Source organism: Sphingomonas sp. ABOLH, from assembly GCF_003951715.1.
Lineage (GTDB): Bacteria > Pseudomonadota > Alphaproteobacteria > Sphingomonadales > Sphingomonadaceae > Sphingomonas > Sphingomonas hankookensis_A.
In genome coordinates, this window is the sequence record NZ_QQWV01000036.1 from 13,910 (window position 1) to 38,227 (window position 24,318).

25 protein-coding genes and 3 pseudogenes are annotated in these 24,318 nt (G+C 64.9%); 12 read left to right on the forward strand and 16 right to left on the reverse strand.

Going from position 1 to position 24,318, the window contains the following annotated elements; all coding sequences use genetic code 11:
- Positions 1-23: 23 nt before the first annotated feature.
- Positions 24-3,386, reverse strand: coding sequence for a MobF family relaxase (mobF, locus tag CA237_RS14750; RefSeq protein ID WP_164523885.1), 3,363 nt, complete (start codon positions 3,384-3,386; stop codon positions 24-26).
- Complete coding sequence (locus CA237_RS19715; protein WP_164523886.1) at positions 3,383-4,180, reverse strand: hypothetical protein; 798 nt, start codon at positions 4,178-4,180, stop codon at positions 3,383-3,385. The genes mobF and CA237_RS19715 overlap by 4 nt, the downstream gene beginning before the upstream one ends.
- A 114-nt stretch (positions 4,181-4,294) precedes the next feature.
- Here CA237_RS19715 and CA237_RS14755 point away from each other — a divergent pair, with 114 nt between their 5' ends.
- Both CA237_RS14755 and CA237_RS14760 read left to right on the forward strand, forming a co-directional pair.
- Positions 4,295-4,720 carry a helix-turn-helix transcriptional regulator gene (locus CA237_RS14755; RefSeq protein ID WP_126014491.1) on the forward strand — a complete coding sequence of 142 codons (426 nt, stop codon included), beginning with the start codon at positions 4,295-4,297 and terminating at the stop codon, positions 4,718-4,720.
- 1 nt (position 4,721) lies between these two features.
- Positions 4,722-4,988, forward strand: coding sequence for a hypothetical protein (locus tag CA237_RS14760; RefSeq protein ID WP_126014493.1), 267 nt, complete (start codon positions 4,722-4,724; stop codon positions 4,986-4,988).
- Between the two features lie 411 nt (positions 4,989-5,399).
- Here CA237_RS14760 and CA237_RS14765 read toward each other — a convergent pair whose 3' ends face one another.
- Positions 5,400-5,975 carry a hypothetical protein gene (locus tag CA237_RS14765; RefSeq protein WP_206432987.1) on the reverse strand — a complete coding sequence of 192 codons (576 nt, stop codon included), beginning with the start codon at positions 5,973-5,975 and terminating at the stop codon, positions 5,400-5,402.
- Between the two features lie 10 nt (positions 5,976-5,985).
- Entirely contained in the window at positions 5,986-6,267 is a 282-nt protein-coding gene (locus CA237_RS19900; protein ID WP_206432988.1) for a hypothetical protein, read from the reverse strand.
- Between the two features lie 102 nt (positions 6,268-6,369).
- On the opposite strand from CA237_RS19900, the gene CA237_RS19905 reads away from it, so the two are divergent.
- Entirely contained in the window at positions 6,370-6,591 is a 222-nt protein-coding gene (locus CA237_RS19905; protein ID WP_206432989.1) for a helix-turn-helix transcriptional regulator, read from the forward strand.
- Positions 6,592-7,241: 650 nt separating this feature from the next.
- On the opposite strand, the gene CA237_RS14775 is transcribed toward CA237_RS19905, so the two are convergent.
- Positions 7,242-8,195, reverse strand: coding sequence for a replication initiator protein A (locus tag CA237_RS14775; protein ID WP_126014497.1), 954 nt, complete (start codon positions 8,193-8,195; stop codon positions 7,242-7,244).
- Positions 8,196-8,537: 342 nt separating this feature from the next.
- Entirely contained in the window at positions 8,538-9,185 is a 648-nt protein-coding gene (locus CA237_RS14780) for a ParA family protein (RefSeq protein WP_126014499.1), read from the reverse strand.
- A 172-nt stretch (positions 9,186-9,357) separates the two neighbouring features.
- Here CA237_RS14780 and CA237_RS14785 point away from each other — a divergent pair, with 172 nt between their 5' ends.
- Positions 9,358-9,711, forward strand: coding sequence for a protealysin inhibitor emfourin (locus CA237_RS14785; RefSeq protein ID WP_126014501.1), 354 nt, complete (start codon positions 9,358-9,360; stop codon positions 9,709-9,711).
- A 144-nt stretch (positions 9,712-9,855) separates the two neighbouring features.
- On the opposite strand, the gene CA237_RS14790 is transcribed toward CA237_RS14785, so the two are convergent.
- The 8 genes and pseudogenes from CA237_RS14790 to CA237_RS14825 all read right to left on the reverse strand — a co-directional run bounded on the left by CA237_RS14790 (position 9,856) and on the right by CA237_RS14825 (position 17,727).
- Complete coding sequence (locus CA237_RS14790) at positions 9,856-10,476, reverse strand: SIMPL domain-containing protein (protein WP_241215506.1); 621 nt, start codon at positions 10,474-10,476, stop codon at positions 9,856-9,858.
- Positions 10,477-10,710: 234 nt separating this feature from the next.
- Positions 10,711-11,340 (reverse strand): MFS transporter, encoded by a 630-nt coding sequence (locus CA237_RS14795; protein ID WP_126014503.1) that lies wholly within the window; start codon positions 11,338-11,340, stop codon positions 10,711-10,713.
- Positions 11,341-11,378: 38 nt separating this feature from the next.
- A pseudogene (locus CA237_RS14800) lies at positions 11,379-11,882 on the reverse strand (IS21 family transposase); the annotation flags it as partial.
- 438 nt (positions 11,883-12,320) lie between these two features.
- Positions 12,321-13,421, reverse strand: coding sequence for an ABC transporter permease (locus CA237_RS14805; RefSeq protein WP_056433079.1), 1,101 nt, complete (start codon positions 13,419-13,421; stop codon positions 12,321-12,323).
- Positions 13,418-14,587 carry an ABC transporter permease gene (locus CA237_RS14810; protein WP_206432990.1) on the reverse strand — a complete coding sequence of 390 codons (1,170 nt, stop codon included), beginning with the start codon at positions 14,585-14,587 and terminating at the stop codon, positions 13,418-13,420. The genes CA237_RS14805 and CA237_RS14810 overlap by 4 nt, the downstream gene beginning before the upstream one ends.
- The gene (locus tag CA237_RS14815) at positions 14,584-15,609 is read right to left on the reverse strand and encodes an efflux RND transporter periplasmic adaptor subunit (protein WP_232834232.1); all 1,026 of its coding nucleotides are present in this window, start codon (positions 15,607-15,609) and stop codon (positions 14,584-14,586) included. Before CA237_RS14815 ends, CA237_RS14810 begins: the two co-directional genes overlap by 4 nt.
- Positions 15,606-16,985, reverse strand: a complete 1,380-nt coding sequence (locus tag CA237_RS14820; protein ID WP_241215503.1) for a TolC family protein — start codon at positions 16,983-16,985, stop codon at positions 15,606-15,608. The genes CA237_RS14815 and CA237_RS14820 overlap by 4 nt, the downstream gene beginning before the upstream one ends.
- A gap of 103 nt (positions 16,986-17,088) precedes the next feature.
- Entirely contained in the window at positions 17,089-17,727 is a 639-nt protein-coding gene (locus tag CA237_RS14825) for a TetR/AcrR family transcriptional regulator (protein WP_126014505.1), read from the reverse strand.
- A gap of 60 nt (positions 17,728-17,787) precedes the next feature.
- Between CA237_RS14825 and CA237_RS14830 the strand changes: the two genes are divergently transcribed.
- Entirely contained in the window at positions 17,788-18,093 is a 306-nt protein-coding gene (locus CA237_RS14830; RefSeq protein WP_056433088.1) for an acyl-CoA thioesterase, read from the forward strand.
- Positions 18,094-18,188: 95 nt separating this feature from the next.
- Here CA237_RS14830 and CA237_RS14835 read toward each other — a convergent pair.
- Positions 18,189-18,410, reverse strand: a pseudogene (locus CA237_RS14835) (ATP-binding protein); the annotation flags it as partial.
- Between the two features lie 92 nt (positions 18,411-18,502).
- Here CA237_RS14835 and CA237_RS14840 point away from each other — a divergent pair.
- Positions 18,503-19,153 (forward strand): ABC transporter permease, encoded by a 651-nt coding sequence (locus CA237_RS14840; RefSeq protein WP_126014507.1) that lies wholly within the window; start codon positions 18,503-18,505, stop codon positions 19,151-19,153.
- A gap of 208 nt (positions 19,154-19,361) precedes the next feature.
- Here CA237_RS14840 and CA237_RS19720 read toward each other — a convergent pair whose 3' ends face one another.
- A complete protein-coding gene (locus CA237_RS19720; RefSeq protein WP_164523883.1) occupies positions 19,362-19,598 on the reverse strand; it encodes a hypothetical protein in 237 nt (78 codons plus the stop codon).
- A gap of 30 nt (positions 19,599-19,628) precedes the next feature.
- Here CA237_RS19720 and CA237_RS14845 point away from each other — a divergent pair, with 30 nt between their 5' ends.
- The 6 genes and pseudogenes from CA237_RS14845 to CA237_RS14870 all read left to right on the forward strand — a co-directional run.
- Positions 19,629-20,543, forward strand: a complete 915-nt coding sequence (locus CA237_RS14845; protein ID WP_241215505.1) for a catalase family protein — start codon at positions 19,629-19,631, stop codon at positions 20,541-20,543.
- 17 nt (positions 20,544-20,560) lie between these two features.
- The gene (locus CA237_RS14850; RefSeq protein ID WP_126014509.1) at positions 20,561-21,259 is read left to right on the forward strand and encodes a hypothetical protein; all 699 of its coding nucleotides are present in this window, start codon (positions 20,561-20,563) and stop codon (positions 21,257-21,259) included.
- Between the two features lies 1 nt (position 21,260).
- A complete protein-coding gene (locus tag CA237_RS14855; RefSeq protein ID WP_126014511.1) occupies positions 21,261-22,631 on the forward strand; it encodes a Dyp-type peroxidase in 1,371 nt (456 codons plus the stop codon).
- Positions 22,612-23,049, forward strand: a complete 438-nt coding sequence (locus CA237_RS14860; protein ID WP_056433095.1) for a thioesterase family protein — start codon at positions 22,612-22,614, stop codon at positions 23,047-23,049. The genes CA237_RS14855 and CA237_RS14860 overlap by 20 nt, the downstream gene beginning before the upstream one ends.
- A 191-nt stretch (positions 23,050-23,240) precedes the next feature.
- Positions 23,241-23,870 carry a TetR/AcrR family transcriptional regulator gene (locus CA237_RS14865; RefSeq protein ID WP_115381660.1) on the forward strand — a complete coding sequence of 210 codons (630 nt, stop codon included), beginning with the start codon at positions 23,241-23,243 and terminating at the stop codon, positions 23,868-23,870.
- A gap of 51 nt (positions 23,871-23,921) precedes the next feature.
- Positions 23,922-24,318 (forward strand): annotated as a pseudogene (locus CA237_RS14870) (ATP-binding protein); the annotation flags it as partial.

Below are 24,318 nucleotides of genomic sequence, written 5' to 3' on the forward strand. Positions count from 1 at the left end.
GATACACAACTTGCCACCTCGGCTTACATCTCCATACCGTAGTCCCGTTCGCGGCCACCGCCACCCATGCCGGGGCCGTCGAGGCGCAGCTGCCGCTCGGGAATGCGGGCGTCGAGCGCCTTCTCCAGCGCCGGCTGCCGCGCCATACGGTCCTCGAGCCGCTCGAGGCGACGCTCGGCCCGGTCTTCGATCCGCGGCGTTTCGGCCGCACCCCGGTCGCCCGACGCCGAGCGCCAGTCGACCACGAACCGGTCGGCATAGGCGCGAGGATCGCTACGCACCTGCCCCTCTTCCGCCCAGACCTGCCGCAACTCTCCCGGAGCAATCTGCTCCAGACCGCGTACCGGGTCGGCGCTGCGGTCCAGCACGATCCGCAAATCCTCGGCGGCATAGGGCCGGACCCGGTCGAGCGCTGCAGAGGCTGCGTCCAGCTCGCGCACCTGGGACAACGATAGCTCCCGCCCGTCCTCGCGCATCCGCTCGGCCGCCAGGAACAACCGGGCGTAACGCTCCAGCGCCCGGTCGAGCGGGGAGCCCGCATCCGGCAGCGGGATGGCGTCGGTTGCCTGGCCACGCTCGACCACGTCGAGCGCCGAAGTCTTGTCGCCGGTGTTGCGGGTAACGTGCCGTTCGACCCTCTGCCCGTCGTCGACCACCAGCGCCACCTTGTCCGCCACGCGGGTGAGCGCGACGAGGAACGACCGTTCGGTCAGCAGCTTTCGCTCCGACGACCGCATCGCCACGATGCCATGCTCGGTGGTCACCCCCTGTGCGACATGGACGTTGATCGCATAGGCCAGGTCCAGTCGCTCGGCCATGCGGTCGCCGGACGCGATCTCATGCACAGTGCCGTCGATGAGCGAAGATACGACCAGCCTGCCCGGGCCCACCTCCTCGACCCGCGCCATCGCGCCGTTGTCGAGCCCCCGGGTGCGGTCGTTGTCGCTCCAGCGGATACGGTCGCCGACGTGCAGCTCGACCTGCTTCGATGCAAAGATCGACACGGCATCGCGGTCGAGGTTTCTGGCCAACCGGTCGGGCCGGAACAGCTTCTCGGTCCCGTCCGCCATGCCGAGCCGCACCTTGTCGCCGTCGACGCCGGTCACGACACCACGATCGCCGCGCTTCAGACCCTGGCTTGGCAGGTTGGTGCGGACCTCCACCACATGGCCGGGCCGATAGGCGCGCATCAGTCGCGCGCCCTCCCTGGTGGCGTTGACCCGATCTAGGACTGTGAACGACGTCCCGGTGGCAGCTATCTCGCCGCTCGCCTTCAGCTCGGCTTGCACCGCATGGTTGGCCTCGCTGCGCATGGCGCGGCCGGCGGTCAGCAGGAGGGTGGCATCGCGCTCGTCGCGCGGCAACGCTGCCCAACGCGCGGCAGCAGTAGCCGCCACCTGACTGCCCGGCACTTCGGTCGTGGCGGGCCTGAGGATCTCGAACGTGCCCGCCACATCGCTGCGATCGAGCGCGGCGGTGACCGCCTTCATCTGATCGGACCGGGACCGCAGGTTCTCGGTGATATGGGCCGTGGCGACGCCGGCCTTCTGGCTCGCCTCGAACGGCTTGCCGGCCGCGATCGCGGTCAGCTGGCGCGTATCGCCGGTCTGCACGACGCGCGCAACGCCCGTCATGTTGGCGAGCCGCACGATCCGCTCCATGTCGCGCGTACCGAGCTGTCCGGCCTCCTCAACCATGATGATCGCACCCGCCAGCTCCGCTTTGACGCGGGCGACCTGCTCCGGTCGGGCGGTGCCGTCGATCACGCGGGCATGACGCGCCAGGAAACGGGCGACGGTGCTCACGTCGGCGCCGGTATCGCGGCCGAACTCGCTCGCCTTCACGCTGGCAACGGCGAGCCCGATCACCGCCCGGCCCTCCGCCTTCGCCACCGCGGTCACCGGCGCCATCGCGGTAGACTTGCCGCGTCCCGATCCGCCCTGCACGTTCACCACCCGGTCGGACGCGGACAGCATCAGCACGGCCGCGGCTTCCTGATCCGCATTGAGCCGATGCAGCCCCAACTCGCGTGCCGCTTCCTGCACGCGGATCGCGGCATCGACAGGTGGGACGATCGGAGCGGACTGCCCACTCCCCGCCCTGACGGTGGCAAGGTATGCCTGCTCGAGCCGCACGGCGCCCTGCGTCGTCACCATCCGATCGCCGTCGCCGAGCAACAGACCTTTCGCCTCCAGCAGCGCCAGCCGGGCCTCGACATCGGCGACCGTCACCGGTCCGCCGCGCGACAGGCTCTCGCGGATCAGCTCGAGCCGGTCGAACGCCGCCTCCCGCTCGCCGAGATCCCGCACCGCCGACGCGACCGCCTGCGCCGCGGCATAGGCGCGCGGCTCCAGTCGTCCCAGTCGCTCAGGCACCAGCGGGTCGCCGTCCCGCGGGGTCAGCCCCATGCGGCCGGCGATGGCCAGCCCGCGCTCTCCTATGCCGCGCACGCCCCGCACCGTGCGCGTCCACACGTCATGCCCCCGTCCCGCCTCTGCCAGCGCGCCCTTCACCAACGCTCCCGGATCCAGCCCCTTCTCCGCGGCCAACCGCCGCCACCCTTCCGCGCGCTGTTCCGGCGCGAGTTCGGGCGATTTGGGGTCGCGGGTCGCCAGCGCCGCATATTCGCGCGTCTGCGCCGTGTTCTCCAGTCCGCGCGCCTTGATGTACGCGTCGATCTCGGCCGAGCGGCCGGAGAATGCTTCCACCACCGCGCGGGACACGCCGGCGATCTCGAAGGCACCGTTGCGGCCGTCGTGCCGGGGGATGGTGGCGAAGCCGAGCGTCTCGACACGGCTGCGGAGCGCCGACAGGAACACCGCATCCATGACATGCTGGCGCTCGTACAGCTGGTCCGCGTGCAGCGCCCGCCACTTGCCGTCGGCGGTGCGGGTCGCGTTGGCGATGACGTTGTGAACGTGCAGCTGTGGCTCGCCGCCGCGGTTCACGTCGTGAAGGAAGGTCGCGGCGACGAACCGGGCGGTCGTCTCGGGCACCTGTCCCCTGCCGTTCCAGACCCGCCCTTCCGCAATGTTGCGTTCCGTCCAGGCGAGGGTCGCAGCAGCCGCGTCCCGCACCGCGGTCACCAACCGACCGTCGCCTCCCACCAGCGCGAGGATCGACACCGACTTGGGCACGGACATGGTAACGTCCCAGCCCGCCCGATGCTCACCCCGTTTGGCGTCCAGCACGACGCCGTTGGGGAGTTCGCCGGCGAGCACCTTCTCGAACTGCTCCGCGTCGACCGGCCCGGACAGGCCCAGCTCGGCCGCCCCCTCGCCTGCCCAGGCGCTGGCACCTTCGGCCTGGTCGGCGGTGTAATAATTGTCCCGGGCGTAATAGGCGGCTGCGTCGGAGGCCGAACCGACCGCAGCGACCGAGATCATTGTCGGCCCTGCGACGTGCCGGGCCTCGCCCGCACCACAACCTTGCCTGCCTTGCCCTCGAACTGCGTCCGGCAGCTGTCGGTCGCGAGCCGGTAGTTCACCAGCGCGCAGACCGCCTGATCCCCGCCGCCCAGCAGGAAATTGGCCGAGCGGACCGCGAACCACGACGGCGGCAGCGCCATCGCCGCGAAGAAATAGCTGCCGACGCAGAGTAACCATACGACCGACAGCGCCGCACCGACCTTGCGACCCGACCAGTCCCTGTCCCAGACGGTGTAGCTGACCTTCGTCCGTGGCTGCTGCTCGAGGCTCCTGAAGGCGGCGGTGTTCTCCCGCAACGCCTCGGTGTGGTCGCGCTGCCGTTCCTCGATGGCATCCAGGCGCGGCTGCCTGTCGATCCGTTCGGCAAGCAATCGCATCTCCGCCCTGATCGGATTGAAGCTGGCGGTGATGCGCTCCGGCATGCCCTTGATGAACTCGGTCCGGGCCCGCGTCAGCGCCAGCTGGTCCTCACGCTCCAGCCTGTGCATGTCGCTCTCATGCGCTGCCCAGGCCTGCGCGATGCGGTCGATCTCCATGACCGCCTTGTCCAGCCTTGCGCCGAAGGCGACGACGTCACCGGGGCCCAGTTGCTCGGGCCGGTCGAATACGGCCCGCCCCTCCCGCCACGCATCGAGACATTCCCGAACGAACGATTTGGCCAGGGTAGCGCGCTCGACGCCACGCTCGGCCGCGCAACGGGTGAGGTCCGCATCGTCGCCGTCCCCGAGCCGTACATTGACCTGACCGCCCATGAATCACTGCCCCTGTCCGGCGAAATGCTGGTCGCCGGCACCGCTCCCATGTCATGATAGCATAGTGGCATGATTGCGCCATAGTGAGCAGGATAAAGCAAAGATTATGAAGACGTGAGCGACGCATCCACCATCGGCGAGCGGATCAAGGCGGTACGGCTCAGGACCGGGTTGGGACAGGAAGCGTTCGCGAAGGCGCTGGGCTATTCGAAGCGCGCGCTGGTCAGCTGGGAACTGGGCGGGGCCGAGCCGCCGGTCGCCCTGATGGCGAAGCTCCGGCGCGATTACGACGTCGATCCCGAATGGGTGATCCTGGGCGAGGACACCGTGCCCCGGAGCTACTACGGGCCGGTCGACTGGGACCGGCTCGATCGCCTGCGCGGCGACGTGGACGCCGTCTGCAGGGACGTCGGGCTGAAGCTGCCTGACGAACGCAGCCAGGCGCTCGCGCGCGTACTATACGACGGAGGAGCGGACGCGGGCGCCGCCAACCGCAAGCAGCTGCGCGGCACACTGCTCGCCTTGTCGCAGGGGGACTGAGATGAGCGGATCCAGAGATGAACAGCTGGCGGCCTGGACGGCCGAGACCCGGCGAGTCGGGTTCAAGCGGCGCAACTGGCCGGTCGTGCGCCGACTGGCGGCGCTGTGCGCAGGACTGCTGCTGGCAGGGCTGGCGGCCCGTCTGCTGGGCTATGCCCCTGCCCTCGCGGCTATCTGCTGGGTCGCCGCAGCTGTTACCGGCGCAATCATGCTGATCTGGTTCTTCGACCGGCGCCGCTTCCGCGCACGACCACCCGGCACCTTCTGACCGCACGAAAGCGGGCGCGAGCATCCGGGCTCGTCATCGGCCGCTGCCGGCGCACCGGTCGCTTGCTTGCGATCCTCTTGTCGCTGCGCGGCCCGGTAAATGACGGCGTCCGTAGCGCCGTAGCACCCTTGTAGCACGTTACGAGGCAGCTTTTGCGGAACCCGCAGCCCAGCCGATATCCTGCTACAGCAATGATAGACCACGGCTTTACGCTCGTAACACGGCCGCTATCCATAGCGTGGTGTGTGCGCTCGCTCCTTCCCTGCACGATCCGGATGCTGCCGTATCGATGTCGTGGTGCCCTGGCATTCATTCCGGTTTCCGGCGGGGCACCCGGGCCGGCGTGTCAGCCGGCCAGCAAGCGAACTGTCATTCTACCCGGACCGTCTTCTCGACGGTGCGGCAGCCGGCTCAGGGTGAGCCGCAGGACATATCGCCTGTCACTGGCGCCGTCGCCGCCAGTATCTTCCTGGCAGCACGACGCTCGCGTGCCCGGGCCCGTTGATCTTCGCCGATACGGGGGTCGCTGCCTTCCGGCTCCGGACCCGGGGCAGGATCCGGTTCGTCCATCACCCGGATACCCTCGGCACGTCGAGCCGCGTCCTTGCGCCGGGCGTATTCCTGCTGGACCGCGCTGGTCATGTCGGATCTCAGAAGGACATAATCGGGTTCGTACCGATGCTGGCGCATCAGCTCGGCAAGCGCGTGAACGGCCAGGTCGTCACCGACCGCGGCGTGAACCGCGCGCAGCCAGCGCGGCGAGGCGTAACGGTGCCGCAGCGTCCAGATCCCTCGCCCCATCTCGGTTACGAACAGGGCTACCCAGATGACGAGCATGCCTCGTCCCATGACGACCGGTCTGGTGCCGATCGCCTTGGCGATACCGATCGTCACGATCAGCATCGGCAGGAAGGATATGGCGCTGATCGCATAAGGGACGACGTTCAGCTGGCTCACTTCCCATCGCGCGATCAGCCGGTCGGCCACCGGGACGCGCTCAGTCACGCCAGGGATCATGGCTGCTCGCCGACCAGCTGTCGTGATGCTGGAAATGGTCATGAGCACTGCTGTCCCAGCGATCGTGGCGCTGCCAGTCGGATTCGTAATCGTGCGGCCTGGTGGAACCATAAGGATTGCCGACGACGTCGGGGGTACCCGCGCCCGCGAGCGTCGGCAATCCGGTCGCCGGATTGATATCCGTGCCGTCGCTGTCAATTCCCGAGCGACCTGGAAGCTTCCAGTCGTCGAACCAGGTGGCGATGCGCTCGAGCAGTCTCATGTCAGCACTCCCGATCGGAAGCCTAGAAGATATACGCTTTCCGTATATAGCTCAAGCCGGTCTAGATGCTTCGGGGTGCCCGCCTCCCCTGTCCCATCCGATTTGCACGCCCGCATCGTCGCTGCGCTGACCGTGGCACGGCGGGATGCCAGGCTTCGTCAGGTCGACCTCGCGAAGCGGCTCGGATGGCAGCAGGCCTATGTATCCCGCTACGAAACCGGCGAGCGCCAGCTGAGCGTGGATGAATATGTCGCGGTCGCCGTGGCGATCGGGGTCGATCCGGTGGCCTTGCTCGGCGAGCTTCTCTCTCAAGACTGTTCGTAATCACAGTTTTAGGACCGCCCATCGAGGCGATGCCCAGGCGCATTTGCCGGCGATAACGTCCACCCGGTTAACGTCGCGAACATCTGCTACGATGCCGAACGCGCGTTCGATGGCCTCTACGATCCGGCATGATCGCACACACCGGCGAAACCGACGATCGGTTCGGGGTATCCCCACCCTGTCCTTTCAACGGGCGGGACGTTGACAGGTACACACCGCCGGATCGGCTTGGCTTCTCCTGGAAGCCTGCGGCCGTTAGGCCGGTCCTGTGACGGCGATAGCCGGCACGCAACGAAGGGCCATTGCCCCAAGGGGCAATTACGCATTCCCTTTCCTTCCTTTTTAGCCGGGTCTTGGGGTTAAGTGATTCTGTTAAATAGGAATCGTTAAGAAGGTTAAGTGTCGAAAAGCGACCAAAAAACCGTGTATTCGTAATATCTTGAGAAGCTGTCTGGTGTGTGATCCCACGTGATTCGGTGTGTGATCCCACGATAGTGCGGTGTGTGATCCCACGACGCCCGGGTGTGTGATCCCACGATGATCGCTTGCCTCTTTGCGGGTAGATTATTGCTCGATCCACACTCTCAACGCCTGCTGCCCGCCTTCACCTCTGATACGGATGGGCCTTGCGGTGTGTGATACCACGATAGTCAGCGTTCTCCGGCGAGCTTGTCCATCAAGTCGTCCACCTCGGCGGCGCGGCGGCGATCGGCATCGAATCGGTTCCGCCGCTCTTGCTCGGCTTCCAACTTGGCAGTCAGTGCCAGCGCCTCCGCTTCACCCCGAAGTCGAAACAGCACGGCAGGACTGCCATCAGCTGTTGCGGCCATCTGCATCGCATAATCGGGGAGCTGGTCGGCCTCCACCACTTTGCGCAGCATCCGGTTGAACTCTTTTGGTTTGCTGTCGCTGCCGGTCTTGTCGCGCAGCACCTCGACGCGACACGTCCACCCGCCCTTCTGGTTGCCGGCGTGCTTGCGCGCGATACGATACAGGGCGCGTTCCAGCCCCCCGGTCAGCAGGAAATAATCCTGGTGCATGGTGAGCAGCGACCGCTCCCCCATAATCCCCTCATAAACCCAGTCCGACAGCGTAATGGTCATCCCGCGCGGTTGGTCAGTGTCCGGGTCCACCTCCAGCGTCCATTTGTCGAGCCAGTTGAAACCGGCCTTGGTCCGCCGCTTGGGCGCGCGGATCGAGGTCGATATGGAGGTCGTCTGAAGCCGCTGGAGTGCGGCCTGCAACTCCTGATAGGCCCGGCCGCTGGTGTCGCGCTTGATCGCCCGCAACAGGTCATAGGACGTTGTTTTAAGTGTCCGGGGAAGGTCGTTGACCCCCTGCTCCCGCATTCGGTTGAGTGTGGACGCCGCCCATATCAGGATATCGGCGTCCCAGATCGTCGCCATGCCGTAGGCAGGGATCGCCTCGATCTTCACCCATGTCTCGCCGTCCGGGCTGCTATATTCGATCGGCTTCACCCGCTTGCGCTTCTGGAGCGAGAAGAACGGCCGCTCCATCGTTTCCCGCTGATCCTTAAGCGGGAGGTCGCCCATCAACGGGATGAATAGATCAAACTCAGGGTTGGGATTTTGACGCTTGGTCATGCCGCTTCAATCCTGCCGTCCTGCATAGTTGCAGATGTGCACATTATCACACACGGCCGAATTGCTTGTCGGCATCATACTTGGCGACCAACTCGCTGATCGCCTCGGCAAGTAGGTCTTGATGACTCCGCCGGGTTCGCGCTGCCAATACGCGAAACGCCTCTGCCGTAGGATCGGCCGGATCGAAATATGCGCCGAGGTGATACTTTCCCGGCCGCTTTCCGCTCGATCGTGCTGCACTCGATGGCGATGTCGGCGGAGCCGGCTGATGGTCCGGCTCTGGGTCACGAGGGGAGGGGGGCGCTACTGCCGGTCCCAGCAGAGAAGTCCGTTTCGCCATAATCAAGCCTTCACATTTGCAGGTGTGCAATTCATCACATCATCAAATATGTGCTTCTGCAAGGCTGCAATTTCCAAAGCAGCTTTACCTTTCGGCTCATGCTCGATGACGCCCAAGCCGTAAGGCCATGCCGCTCGGTAGGCGCTGCGCTCCCGCAATACGGCACGCGCCACCCGTAAGCCGGTTGCCTCGGCAAGCGTTCTGGCATCGTCCAGCAACGTGGTTGCCGTAGGGGGGGCGGCATTCAGCACGACCACGCCCGTTCGCCCCGTGCTGGTGATAAGCTGTGCCGTGCGCTTAATCGCATCGAGATCGATCAATGACGGACGGCAGGGGATAACGACCAGATCGGCACGCTGCGCCGCTGCGGCGGCTTCCGCGCCCGCCGCTGGCGGTGTGTCGATGATAGTAAGTGCAAAGCCGTTAGCCTCAGCCGCATCAATCGCTTGGTCGAGGCGTCTCGCACTGATTGGCTCGACGTGCGGCAGCTCGGCCGTTCGTCGCTCGCTCCAAGCGGTCGCGCTCTCCTGCGGGTCGAGATCAAAGAGAGCCGTCTTGATCCCGACCGCTTCAGCAGCGACCGCCAAATTCACCGCGAGCGTCGTTTTGCCAACGCCACCCTTTTGAGCTGCGAGCGTGATAATATGCACGTGTGCACACCTTCAATAATTCAGATATGATGTTATGCAGAACGGCAAGGTCGCACAAGTGCTATGGTGAGGCGCTCTGCTCCTAAAGCATGGCAACGCATGGGCATGCGCTGGATAAATCTGTACGATGCGCCGCTGCCACCGAGGCTCGGAGCATAGTTGGAGTGATCTGATGCAGAAGGGCAAGGCCTTGGACGAGACAGTAAAAGGTGAGGTCCGCTTGTGCATCGAGGGCGGTCTTGCCCATTTCCCCGGACTGGCGAAGGAGCAGACGGTCTCGTTTGACGATCTCACCACCCCGGAAAGTCAGGAGATCGCCAGTCTCGCCGATCAGGCGGACTTCTTCAGCTGCACGCCTGCAAACGACAGCGCGGGGCCGGATGCGCGCACCTATACGGTTGGGCTGACCATCGCCGGCCGCAGTCGCGAACTCCGCGTCACCGAACCGATCCGCGACCCAACGCTCGCGAAGCTTGTGTCGGTTGTACGTCGCCTGAGCAAGCAATACCCGAGCCAGGGCTCTTAGCCAACTCATTCGCCGTCTTCGACCCGGCCGGCGGGCGGCGCGTTGTCACGATCGAAATTCCCGCAAAGGATGGTGAAGAGAGAATGTAGTCGGCTTCTCAAAACCTATGTCTAAGGGTGCTGGTGATATCCGAACGACTGTTGGTCACTTCGGCGCGAGCGCGAAATCGACCCGCGCCGCGACCACGCCGTTGTTCGTGCCGGCCATGACGGGCGGGGCGGCGCTCTGCATCGCGACCACGGGCGGCGGTGCTACGGGCATCGCCGTCATATCGCCGGCCTGCGGTAATTCGCCGCCAGTGCCGCCATCCCGGATCGAAAGCACCCGCACGATATGCAGCCCGGCCGCGGCGGCATATGCGTCCGCTTTCGCGCGTGCGGTTTTGTAGGCATTTCCGTAGCCGGTGAGGTTCGCCTTTTCCGGATCGGCGACCGACAGGTCGGGGCCGGACACGATGTTGGCACCGGCGTCAGTGACGGCGGCGATCGCCGCGCCTACTTTGCCGGTGTCGCGCATCCGAACGGTGACGCTGTTGGCGACCTCGTACTGTCCCTTGTTCGCGCCCCAAGTGATGCGGTTCACCGACAGATTGCGAGTTTGGATATCCCGTTGGGCGACGCCTAACTTTGCCAGTGCCTGCGTGATCGCGGTCATGGTGCGAGCGTTCCGTTCGGACGCGCCGCGGGCATCCGCGGCGATGCTCGACAAGCCGGCGGTGAACAGCGCCTGGTCAGGCGTCGCCTCGGTGCGGCCGGTGCCCGTCACCGACAACAGCGTCTCGCCCGGCTGAAGGCCGATCGGATCGGGGGTGGCGTTGCAAGCGCCGAGACCAGCGCATAGCGGCGCGACCCAGATCAGACTCCTCATCCGCGTTCTTCCTTCTCGTTCTCTACCTGGAAGACACGTCTATCGATACGGTCGAGGTTTTCCCATTGGGATGCTAATTTTGGGACAACGAAAGGTCAGCCCAGGATAGGTGTTCCTATAACTACGCCATCCTCAAGCTGAAGCTTTTGCCACTGCCGCTCTCGCGCATAGTGGTACAAGGCAGAGTAGAGCCGCCAGCATCCAGAAAGCGGCCGTTAGGCCGGTATGCCCCGCGACGAAACCGATCGCAGCCGGACCTGCCAGGATGCCGGCGTAGCCAACCGTCGTAATCGAGGCGACGGCAAGCTCAGGCGGCATCGCGTTCTGTGCGCCAGCCTGGCGAAACAATACCGGCACCGTGTTCGATGCACCAAGTCCGATCAACATCAGACCCAACATGGCGACCACGGCAACCGGTGCGAGCAGCATGATCCCGTAGCCCATGAGCGCCAGCAAGCCGCCCCAAAACATGGTCTGACGATCACCAATTCGAGCCACCACCCGATCGCCGGTGAGCCGCCCCGCGGTCATCGTAATAGCGAAGACACTATATCCAAGGCCCGCTTGATCGGGTGCCAGCAATCCCTTGCCGGCAAGGAGCAGCGCACCCCAGTCGAGAATAGCCCCCTCCGTCAGGAAGGTAATCGCGGCGAGTAGCGCCAGGAGAACCACAATACCGCGCGGCACGACGAAAAGCGGCGCTTGTTCGGCACGCGGCGTAACGATGAACCGTGATGCGGCAAATGCCAGTGCGGCAAGCATCAGTGCGGTCGCAACGAGTGTTCCGGCGAGCGCGCTTAGGCGCGCAGATACATCGTCCGCGACGCGCACAGCTGGACATGCGCGACCTTCACGCGCATCGGCTTGCCCGAGATCTCGACGTCCTCGTGGCTCCAGTCGAACTGGTAAGCCTCGCCCGGCCGGAATAGCAGCGGGATGAACGCCGGCGCATTCATTACGTCGCGACGCCGCGCCTGCCGCCAGCGCGCCGCATAACGGCGCACCGCATCATACGAGCCGTCGAACCCCTCGCGTAGCAGCAGGTCGTGGATACGGGTGAGGCGCAGCTTCTCCCGCCGCGGCCGTGCCTCATCTTCCTCCAGCAACGCGTCCAGTCGCGATTGAAACGGCCCCAGCTTAGGCAGCGGCTGTACCTCCCGCCGATACCCCATGTCCGCCTCCGGCGCCCGGATCGCCTTACGCACCACCTTGCGCGACAGGTGCAGGTCCCGCGCTATCGCCTTGATGGCCTTCCCAGACGCGTGCTCGCGCCGGATCCTCAACACCGTCTCCAATACCAGCATCCCGATCTCGCCGCCTGACACACCGCCAAGCGAGCAGCCTAGACCACCGGGATGAGGGGTCCTTTTTCGACGCCGATCACCCCGCTGCCGGGGTCCTTTTTCCACGCCGATCCACACCCGAAATTTCGCTCGAAATGCGGTTGCCCATCACCGGCCACCGCTCTTTGCCCAGCCGCAGACTACCGACTGGCAGGTGAACGGACGACCGCTTTCGGGAGCGCTATTACCGCGATTGAACCACCGAAATTGGGTCGTTATAGCCTGGATCGCCGGTGAATATCTCAGCCTTGATGGTGTCACATTTTGAGCAGTGCGCCTCTCCCGAGGCATGAGGCTCGTGACGCCAGCGTGTCACGAACGCTGCATCATGCGCTCAACGATCCTAGACTGTTTGGTTGATAAAAAAAGCACGTGCAATCTCGTGTGCGGCGATGTTGGCTAACTTGGCCGAACAAAGCGGGCATATGCGATCCAGCCGTAGAAAACGGTGAGCCCGAAGAGGTTCACCACTTCGCCTGATAATTGCCGAAGGCTTCCACCCATCTGGTTGACCCCCACCATCAGATGTATCCCCGGGGTCGTGGGAAGCATCCGTGACGCTGCGACGAGCCATCCCGGCGTTGCCTCCGAGGGCCATGACAAGCCGGAGAGGAAGAAGATTGGCAGGGATGTCACGATCCAGAGCTGGATCGGCCGCTCGCGAGTCTTGAAGAAGCTGGCAAGCGCCATTGCCCCGGCGACGGTTGCCGCGACGAACGCGATTGCTGCGACGATGAGGGTGAGAGGGGCCGCCTGAGCACGTGGGTAGTCCTGAAACCAGAAAACGAAGCCAGTGTAGTAGGCCACGTCGAGGAGACCAATTGATACGAATGCCAGTGCGATGCCGAAGAACTCCCTGCGAGTGAAGCGTCGGCGGCCCTGCCGTTCCCTCATCGTCCCGGCAAGCAGAGCGAGACCCATCAGCAGCGTCTGATGAATGATCAGGAACGCGACGCCCGGAACGACCGTGCTTCCATAGCCTTCGCGCGTGTTGAAGAGCGGTCGTTGCACGAGCGACAAGGCCGGTGGCGCCGTCGCGCCGGCGGCCATCGCCTGATCCATCCCTGCCTCGCGACCGACCGCCGAAATGGCAGCGGCGATGCTGCCGAGCGAGGTGCTGCTACGAAGAAGATAGGCACCATTGCCATACAGCGCGATCGTGCCTTGGCCACCACGCAGGATGTTCCGCTCGTAGCCGTCCGGGATGACGATCACCGCGTCCGCGTGGCGAGATTGCACCCATCCGTAAGCCTCTCGAGGAGACGATAGGGAGGCGATGAGCTCGGCCTGCTGAAGGGCCGGGAGCTTCATCAGGAGCGAGCGGCTCGAACCGGTATGGTCGAGATCGACAACGACGATGGGCAGTCGCCTCGGCACCTCGCCGGAATAAGCGGCCGGGTAGAAGAACGAATAGATGATGGCCGATCCGATCAGCAGCAGGAGCGCGGATCGGTCCGAGAGGATGGCACGGAACGTGCCGAGGAAGGCGTTGCGTATCACCGGCGGCCCCAGGTTTCCGGCTGCTTCGCCGCGGCAAGGTAGCGCGGCAGTCCGACGGCAAGACCGACGATCACGAATGGTAGCATGACGATGATCTGTCGCAGTGACACTGATGCCGCCGAACCCATGATCCACTGCTCCGAAAGCAGCTTGGCAAAGGAAGAATAAGGAAGCAGCGCGCTCCATACCCGAGCAAAGCCGGAGGCGGACTCGACCGGGAATACCGCCCCGGCGAACGCGAAGGAGGCTCCCGCGTAGAGGCCAGCCGCCGAAAGCGCGCTGCTCATCGTTAGAGTAAGACCGACGAATAGAAGCCCGACACCGACATATGCCATGTACATCACCGCATAGCCGGCGCCGATCAGCAGCGGGCTGCCCGCGATCGGCCAGCCTCGCAGACTAGCCAGATAGGCGATCGCTGCGATCCCCCAGCCCATGAAGATGAGGACGTAGAGCAGCAATTTGCCGCAAACGGCCCAGGCCGCCTCGCGTCGCGAGCAGTCTGCAAGCCAGTCCCCGATCGTTCCGTCGCGAAGCTCCCGCCCGAGCGCGCCGGTGATCGCCACCATGAAGATCAGATGCAGCAATGCGGGATGAAGCAGCGCCACCAGCTGAATTTCGTAGCTGCCCTGCGGATTGAAGAGAACGGTCGAGCGTACCGCGATGGGTGGCCTGCGAACCCTCCCAGGCCCCAGCACGGCCGCGCTCTGCTGCGACGCAAGCGAGCTGGCATAGCCTTGCACGACGCTGCCGACTTCGCGGATGACGGACCCGGCCGGTGTCGAGTAGCTGGCATTGTAGAGCGCAATGACCTGAGCCGTGCCGCCGCGGAGTACCTCTCTGCTTGTGTCCCGATCGATGAGGACAATTGCATAGGCCTGTCGGGCGCGCACGGCGTTTTCCGCCATCGACAGGTCGGGTGCTATTTCGAGAACGGCCAAGCCGGGCGCCGCATCGAGACGGCGGGTCAACTCGCGGGCGATGCCGCCGCCGTCGCGATCGACCACGACGATTGGGAGGTCGCGCATGGCCCCGGCCGACATCTGGATGGCGACCGTGGCGAGAAGGATCAACGGGATCCATGTCACGAGCGACAGGTCCCAGAAGCTCTTTCGCAGGAAGCCGGCCTCCCGCCGAAAGCCGCCGACCAGCGCGGGCGGGATCATTGCGGCCAGTCGAACAGGACCGTCATACCGGGACGCAGCCCGTCGATGGGACGGGATGGCAGGGCGCGGACCTCGAAGCTCTTGACGTCGAACCCGCTGGACTGGCGGGTCGCGCGCCAGGTCGCGAACTCGCCCGCCGGCGCCAGGTACGACACGCGGAACGTCACCCGCCTGTTCGCAAGCGCAGGTATCGTTCCGACGATCTGCCGGCCTCGTGCGAGCCCGTCGAGCTGATCCTCGCGGACGTTCAGCGTGACCCAAGCGTTTTCGACGTCGGTCAGCATGAAGACCGGAAAGCCCTGCGGCACGAGTTCGCCTGGTTGAGCCATCCGCTTCCCGACTTCCCCAGCAGATGGCGCGACCACGCGCGTCTCGGCGGCGGCGGCCTGCACCTCGGCCACCGCGCCGCGCGCCTGCTGGACCTGACCGCCAGCGGCGGCCTTGTCCTGAGGGCGGGCTCCCGCCAGGGCCTGATCGTATTGCGCCCTCGCTGCCTTCGCAGCCTCCGTCGAAGCGATGGCGTTCGTCCGCGCCTCGTCCGCCTTCTGACCGGCGACGACGCCCTGGGCGAACAAGCGTTGCGTGCGGTTGCTGGTATCCTGCGCCAGATTCGCTGCCGCCTGTGCACGCCGCCATTGCGCCTCGGCCGCCCGGATGTCCTCGCTGCGCGCGCCGGCCTCGGCCTTGTCCTGCGTTGCCTGCGCGGCCTCCAGCGCCCCGCCGGCCTGCTGCTGCTTGGCGGCGACTTCGGGGCTGGAGATCGTGTAGAGTAGCTGCCCTTGCCGGACGGGCTGTCCTTCCTCCACGCCGAACGATGCGATCCGTCCCGTGACCTTGCTCGTGACGCGGATCTCGCGCGCGTCTACCATGCCTTGCAGCTGACCAGGCACGGGACGGTAGCTGAGCCAGAGTCCGACGCCCAGCAGGGCAGCGACCACGAGAGCGACAACGACCAGTTTGCCGCGGGGTGGCCTTGTCGTCCCCCCGCCGTCGTGCATTTCGTTTTCAGTTGCGGCGTTCATGGAATTACCTTGTCGGCTTTGGCGACGTATGCGGCCATCTCATCCATTTGCCCGCTGACGTTCAGAAGCTGGGCAAGTGCCTGTACATATTCGTTGGCCGCCTGCGCGCGCTGGACGCGCGATCGCCCCAGCGAAAGCTGCGCGTCGATGACGTCCAGCGATGTCGCCTGCTGTTCCCGATAGGATAGGGTCTGAAGCCGCAGATTCTCGATAGATGAAGCGAGGGAGGTATCGAGAAGCAGATACCGCTTTCGCGCCGCCTCGACGTCGTTCCACGCCTTCGTCACACCGATCTCGATCTGCGTGCGGCCTTCGCGCAGACCGGCGCGCGCCTGTTCCGCCGTCGCCCGTGCCGCATCGACCGCCTGTCGGCGCCCAAGACCCCCGGCGAGCTTATAGCGCAAGCCAACACCCACTGCCCAATCCGGGTCCGTGAGGAGGGTGTTGCGCCGGTCGAAATTATACTGGCCGAAGCCGTAGACGGTCGGGCGCTGCTTCGCCTGCTGGATCAGGACGCCGGCCTTCGCCTGGTCCTCCAGCGACGACAGCCGCTCGAGTTGAGGATGTGAGGCTAGGGCCGCGGCCTTGAACGTGTCGAGCGGCGGCAGTGGACGCGAGATGACGAAGAGCGGCGTTGACGGCCTCACTCCTGCGGGTTCGCGCAGCAGCCCCGCAAGCGCCGCATTCGCCGTCTGGAGGTCAGCGATCGCCTTCTCATATTCCGCCCGTGCGTCGTCGCGTGCCACCTCTGCCTGAAGGCGTTGCGCCCGGCTGATGAAGCGCGCTTCCTCGAGCTTGACGGCGTCTGCGACGTGACGGTCGAGCCCATCGAGCACGTCGCGGCGCACGCCCAGCGCTCGCTCGGCTAGCTGCTGGCCGAAATAGGCCCGCACCAGTTGCACGAGCTGATCGTTGGCGGTGATGGCCCGGTCGGCCTGCGCCTGCGCCACCTGTGCCCGCGCACCAGCCTGCGTCCCCGAAATCTGCCCTCCGGTGTAGATCGGGAGGGTCGTCGAAGCGATGGGGCGCGTACTTTGCCTTCTAACTTGAAACCGCAGCGGGTCAGGGATGCCGAAGCCCTCGGCGACCGGCGCGAGCGAACCGAGCGGCAGATAGAGCGTCTTCTGATAGTCCAGCAGTTGCGCCTCGAGGTCGACGTCCGGCCTGCGCAATGTGCGCGTGGCTCCCTCTTGCGCCTCCTTGCTGCGCACGTTCGCGTCCGAGGCCGCGATCGCGTCGGAACGGTCCAGCAGCTGCTCCTGCGCACGGGCGTATGTCAGGACGGCGGGGCTTGAGGGGCCGATGTTCTGGGCCGATGCGGCATGCGGCGTCGCGACCGCGGCGCCGATGATGGCGATAGACCGAAGGCTCATCATCGACGTTGGCCCGCTTTGCTGTGAGGCGACAAGCCGTCTGCGGCCTCGATGCCGCAGCCATGTACGAGGGGACGAGGTCTGGGCGTCGCCGCCATGATCACGTTCACGACTGCGACCCCGGTCGTCGAAATTCGCAAGAGACGATGCTCGCCCCCCTTCGGAGGGTCAGCTGGCGGGCCGCACGTCGTTTCGCGAATGATCTTGGCAATCCCAAAGCATGGTCCAGCTCGTCGCCGATCAACGACGCACTCAGCGCGCCCGAAACGATGCCCTCGACGAGGGCCGGCAGCTCGTGGTCGGCGACTATCGAGCCCCCCGTCGTGTCGCCCGCCAACTCGCTTGGTAGGCGGGAGAATCGGCTGAAGAGGGGTTCCAGCATCTGACGATCGGTCGCGGCAAGCCAGCCGATCAGCCGGCCCACGCCGGTCTGTGCGAACGTGTCGAAGACGAGGTCGACGAGGCCGGCTTCATCGATGTCGCCTGCCCTCAAGGCTCGGACACCGCGCCGGACGTCCTCCAGAAGCTGGCCGATGCCGTCGTCCGCGACGGCTGCCTGCAGGTTGGCCGCGGTGCCGAAATGATGGGTGATGCTTCCGTGCGCCATGCCTAATGCCCCGGCCACGCTCTGAAGCGTGATCGCTGCCGGCCCGAAACGCTCAAGGATATCGCGGGCAGCGCCGACCGCTTCGCTGCGAAGCTCGTCCGGATGACGCCGGCGGCGACGGGGAGGCTCTATTGTCATTGATGACAATATAAGTTAATGCCGTGTCGGTGTCAATGACGATCAGCGGAGACGACGCGGATGCCTAACGATAGCGCCGGCCATACCTGCGCCTTCGATGTGATCGCCTCCGACATCGATCACATGGGCCACGTCAACAATACGGTCTATTTACGCTGGATTCAGGAGGCGGTGATCTCCTTTTGGCACCGGATCGCGCCCGGCGATGCGCTGGAGTCGGTTGCCCGGGTCGCGATAAAGCATGAGATCACCTATCGCTGCCCCGCCTTCCTAGATCAGCGCGTTGACTGTCAATCGGCGTCCAAAAGGGACCCCCTACCGGCGTCCAAAAGGGACCCCCTTCGTCGAGCAGCGTACCGGGGATGACGGGCGCACTGTTCGCGCTGGTTGCGGCGTAGGGCGGGCGTAGCCCGACGGGAGGCGCAACCAGCGCGAAGCGTTCTCTGCCGGTGTTCCAGGCGTCAGCTTCGATGTTTGAAGCGCCAGCTGTCGTTGCCGGTTTCGACGATGTCGCAATGGTGGGTAATTCGGTCGAGCAGCGCGGTGGTCATCTTGGGGTCGCCGAAGACGGTGGGCCACTCACCAAAGGCCAGGTTCGTCGTGACGATGACTGAAGTCTGTTCGTAGAGCTTGCTGACGAGGTGGAAGAGCAGCTGACCGCCCGAGCGGGCAAACGGCAGGTATTCGGGCGCGACGTTACCGCTGAACGGCGCCAACGCCTTTGCCCACATCTGGAGCAACGTGCTGCCGCTGAACCCAACTCAGTCGCGGCGGGCTGCCCGTCGCGGTCACCACCGAACCGTTGTTCAATCGGACGGGTGGTTACAAGGGCTATGTCTTTCCGGCCGTAGCGGTGATCATCGTTCAGCAGACGCTGCTCTTCGGCGCCGCTACCTTCATGGGCGGACGACGCCGCTCCGGCGCATGGCGGATGGGTGTCGCGGAGTTCTGGGGAACGCTGGCGGCGTTCACGTCGGTAGGCATCCTGGGATGCTATTTCCTGTTCGGGTTCATCTTCTGGCTCCAGGCTGTGCCCGTCGATGGCGACATTACCGGCATGATGGTAATGGTCCCTGTCTTCGCCACGGCGGTTGCTGCCCTAGGGCTGCTCATCGGCAGCGTGTTCGATTGCGCCGAGCGGGCAACCTACATCCTGGCACCGATCTCGGTGCCGTTCTTCTTCCTCACCGGGACCGCCTATCCGCTCGATCAAATGCCGGGCTTCGTCGCCGCCCTCTCTCACTTGATCCCGGCCACCGCCGGCGTCCACACGTTCGTCCCGTTGAACCAGATGCATGCGCGCCTGAGCGAGGTCACGATCCCCGCCTTGACCCTTGCAAGCCTCGCCCTCGGCTATGCCATGCTGGCGTATTCGCGCCTCGTCGGCTTCGGCGCGATGGTCGGGACGTCCGCCACCGAGGCCTGAATGGAGGGCAATCCTCGCCAAGGAGCGCAAGCTCCACCGTTTCCGCGGCTGTAGTGTATCGCGCACTCCTTCTAGCCGCTCGTAGTGGCTGCGACCTCGCTTCGCATGGCCACGAGACTTCGTGTCGCTGATCGCTGCCTCCTGCATCGATAGTTGCCTCACGTAGAGACCTGGTCGAGTCAGCAAGAAAGGGAACCATTCGGTTCCCCTAGGTGTTGTTGGTGGGTAATTGCCGGGAAATGGCTGGGCCAAGCGGCGCCGCGACCGGCGTCGGGACATGGGCAACAGACGAGGTCAGGCTTTGAAAGCACCGCTTCTCTATTCGTCCGACATCGAGACGATCGCCGAGGATGAAGATCGCCTGACGGCCGAGATCGTCGAGCAGATGGCGGCCGGGAACCGCTGCGCTTTCGAGCATCACCGCCATGCGATCCGCGACGCGCATGCCAAGTCCCATGCTGTCCTGAGGGGCACGTTGACGGTTCACGACGATCTGGCGCCGGAACTGCGGCAGGGCATCTTCGGACACCCATGCACCTACGGCGTGGTCGCACGGCTGTCCTCGGCGCCCAGCGACATTCATTCGGACGCGATCCCTGCGCCGCGAGGATTCGCGATCAAGGTAATCGGCGTCGAAGGAGAGCGGTTGTCGCCCGATATCGGGGGCGCCAACCAGGATTTCCTGATGGTGAACTTTCCCGTCCTCGCCTTTGGCACCATCGCCAAATACAAGCTGATGCTGAGCCTTCTCGAGGCGAATGCGCATGCGCCCGACACCTTCCAGCGGCTGATCGCGGGCACTGCGCGGGGTGCCAAGAAGACAGTGGAGGCGTTGGGGATGACGCCCGGGGCGACGCTCGAGGGTTTGGCGCGCGACAACCATCATCCGCTCGGCGAGAGCTACCACACGCAAGGTGCTATCCGCTTCGGTGACCATGTCGCCAAGCTGGCGCTGTCCCCAGCTTCCGATAACGTCCGGGCCTTGACGGGACAGCCGGTGGGCAAGGCGGAATTCTCCACGATGCGGGATGTTCTGGTGGAGCATTTCGCCGGCCAGGGCGCGGAATATGCCCTGTCGGCGCAACTCTGCACCGATCTGGCGGAGATGCCGGTCGAGGATGCGGCGGTACGCTGGGACGAGAAGGTGTCGCCGCATCGCCCGATCGCGACGCTGCGGTTCGCAGCGCAGGACGCCTACGCCCCGGCGCGCCAGGTGTATGGCGACGACATCCTGTCCTTCAATCCATGGAACGGCGTAGAGGCGCATCGCCCGCTTGGCCAGATCATGCGCATCCGCCGGGCGGCTTACGAACGCTCGACCAGCTACCGCCATCGGATGAACGCGCGCGCCCGGATCGAGCCTGACCGGGTCGATGACATTCCCGACTGAACAAGCAGGAGGTCGTGATGACCACAGACAACAAGGATCCGCGCCTCGCGGATGAGAGCACGCTTCAGGAAATCCGTCGCCGGGTGGAGGAAGTCGCCGCCGATGCACCCCACCTCGCCAAGATCGCGCTCGAGGCGATGATCCGCAAACATAATCCGGACCTGAAGGGCAGCGCACGGTCGGCCGGCCGCGCCGGCAAGCAATCCGGCAACGTGTCCGAACTCACCGCCATCGCGACGCTCAAGCCGGGCGGCGCAGAGCGCCTGCGGCGGATCTTCGATCTCACCGCCGGCAACATGGACGGTGCCCAGCGCGTCTCCACCCTGCACGACATGCGCTTCGTGTTTTTCGACGATGATACGCGCATCCTGTTCGCGACCGCCTACGACGGCGACTGGGATGCCTACATCAATGACTTTGCGACCAAAATTCCCGAGCTCATGGACCTTCTGTTCGCCAACGTCGAAGGCTGGCCGGGGATCGACAGCCCCAAGGTGAAGGATTTCATCGCCGACCACCAGATCGACGCTGCCGGTTGGTTCGTCGCCAATCCGCAGGTGACGGTGGTCGACGTACGCCGTTTCCAGCGAATGGAGAAGGCGCTCAACGCGTTCCTCGATGCAGAGGCCGCCAACATGGGCATCGACCCGACGACCAAGGCGGCGCTCGGCCAACTTACCGACGCCATCTCCAAGCCGGAAGGGGTGGATTACTGACATGAGCGTTCTGGCGAACCTGAAGGCGCGCTTCAGCCGGGAGCGGGTCAAGCTGCAGCTCGACGACATCCAGGCCCTGATCCTGCGATCGCGGCCCGAGCCCTATGTCGGCCTGCACGCGATGCTGCACGTCGATGAGGCGGAAGGCGGTCGCGATCTGGTCCGCCGGCTCGCGCCGCACATCCCCTCGGCCGACGATTGGACGGACGACATGGACTCCTGGACCGGCGTCGCGATCAGCCATGCCGGCCTGAAGGCGCTGGGCGTGCCAGAGGCATCGCTGAAGAGCTTTCCCCTGCCATTTCAACAGGGCATGGCGGCCCGAGCCGAGCAACTGCGCGACTTCGGCGAGAATGCACCCGACCGGTGGGAAGATGCCTTTCGGCCCGGCACCTGCCATATCGCGCTGACGATCTATGCCCGCGACGAAGCCGCGCTGGAAAAGGCGATCGAAGTCGCCATGACCGAGTTGGAAGCCTCGCATGGTGTCACGCTCGTCGGCACGCACAGCTTCGGGGCGGATGCCGATGCCAAGAACCCTTTCGGATTTCGCGACTCCATCTCGCAGCCGACAGTGGCGGGCGGCGGGGTGGACCCGCGGGGCGACGAGCGCGCGATCGCGGCGGGCGAGTTCATCCTGGGCGAAAACAGCGAGACCGGCGCGCCAGTCGCAATGCCCGAACCGGCCCCGCTCGGTCGCAACGGATCGTTCGTGGTCCTGCGCAAATATCAGAGCGCGGTTGGCGCCTTCAACGATTTCATCCGCGCGAACGCCGACAGCGAAGCCGACCAGGAGAAGCTGGCGGCCAAGATGTTCGGCCGCTGGCGCAGCGGCGCGCCGCTGATCCTGGCACCGGATCATGACGACGAGGCGCTGGGGGCGGATCGATCACGCAACAACGACTTTAATTTCGCGGAAGATCCCAAGGGACTGGTCTGTCCGCATTCAGCGCACATGCGCCGTCTGAACCCGCGCGACAGCCAGTTGACGATCCTGACCGACGTTAACATTCACCGCATCATCCGGCGCTCTTCCACCTTCGGCCCCAAGTGGACTCCGGACGTGACGGCGGCCGACGATGCGAAAGACGATCGCGGCATCTTCTTCATCTTCATCAGCGCGCGGGCGTACGATACGATCGAGTTCCTCCAGCAGGAATGGATCAACCGGGGCAACTTCATCGATCTTGGCACCGAAAAGGACCCGATCGTCGCGCTGCACGAGGAGCCCGGGACCTTCACCATTCCGCAGGAGCCGGCGCGAAAGCGCGTCAACGGCGTGACCACCTTCAACCGTCTGATGGGCGGCGAATATCTCTTCATGCCGTCGCTGACGGCGCTCCGGTGGATCGGTGAAGCAGGCTGGCACTGATCCGTCCAGCGGGCCTGAGGGGCGCTCGCAATACCGTTCGCATCGGCATGCCATCACCGTTTCGGCGGACGCGATCGACGAACTGGGCCACGTCAACAATGCTGTGTACCTGCAGTGGGTGCAGCAGGCGATAACCGCGTACTGGCGCGCGGTGGCGAGGAAGGAAGATGTCGACCGGCTTCGCTGGATCGTCGCTAGTCACGAGATCTTCTATCGAAAACCGGCCTATCACCGCGATAGTCTCATCGCGACGGTTCAGATTACCAAGCACACAGCGTCGCGAGCATGGTTCTCGACGCATATCGGCAGGGACGGCGAGACGGTCGCCGAGGTGCACTCGACGTTATGCTGTCTCGACGCGAGCTCGGGTCAACTCGTCCGCATCACTCCGGACCTTGCGCAGCCGTTCTGCCTGTAACACGCCGGGCCTATGAGGGGCGGTTAACCCTGGCGAGCAGCTTGGGTCGGATGGTGCGGCGCAGCCCGCGAGCAAGCTGCGCCACGGCCGATCATGCTCAGCCTCTGGGCATCGTCGGAACGGCTCGAGCGGTCGTCGCCGACGCTGACCGGGACCGATCAAAGCTCGGAGCGATGTAAGGAAGAGCCGCGATGGTCGGTGAAAAGAGAATGCCGAAAAGCCAACGCGGTCGGATAGGCCGGCCGAGTGCCGAAGAGGCGGCCAGTCTGGAAGACCGGATCCTGGCCGCCACTTGGGACTTGCTGCTCGCAAAGGGTGCCCGCGAACTCTCGGTCGAACGGATCGCACGTGCGGCTGCTGTCAGCAAGAAGACGATCTACACTCGCTTTCAAGGCCGCAGTGATCTCTTGATGCGCCTCCTGCGGCGCAAGCTTGAACTGGAAGAAAGCGGACTTCATGAGGACGTGGATGCGGAAGACTTTCGCGATGCATTCTGCAGCGTCGGGAGGCGTATCCTGGCCTTCTTGATCAGCGCGGAGCGTCAGGCGATCGCAGCGGTGCTGGCGGAACTACCGGACGCGCGGCATGATGCCTGGACCTCTACCTATGCTGTCGGTCTACGCGCAATTGATGCCTTGCTAGCACATCCGGGAGCCGCGATCGCGCTAGCGAATCTCGATCTTGCGACCTTCCGTCATGCTTTGTTGCAATGTCTGATCGGTCGGGCGGAGAACATGCTGCGTGCTCCTGAGTCAGATCAGCCTATGAGCGAGGATTGGATGAAGGCCTTGGCAAAGCTCTTCATACGGCATGATTCGTAACCGCGGTGGTGACTGCCATAGCCAATAGCCTTGGCAGGGTAGAACGGCCTCGCCGCCTCGATCCGCTACCGCATGACCGCAGCCAAGCTGCCGGTAATCAAGGACCTCGACGCCTTCGCGTTCGAGGGCACCCCGATCAACGAAGAGCTGGTGCGCTCCCTGCACGCAGGTTCGTTCCTACCCGGTCGCCGCAACATCGTGCTCATCGGCGGCACAGGGACCGGCAAGACCCATCTGGCCACTGCGATCACCGCCAGCGTCGTGCGTGCCGGGGCCCGCGGGCGCTACTTCAACACGGTCGATCTCGTCACCAGGCTCGAGGAAGAAGCCCGCATCGGCAAGGCCGGCGCCATCGCCGCGCAGCTCAGCCGGCTTGATCTCGTGGTGCTCGATGAACTGGGCTATCTGCCGTTCGCCCGATCCGGCGGGCAGCTCTTGTTCCACCTGA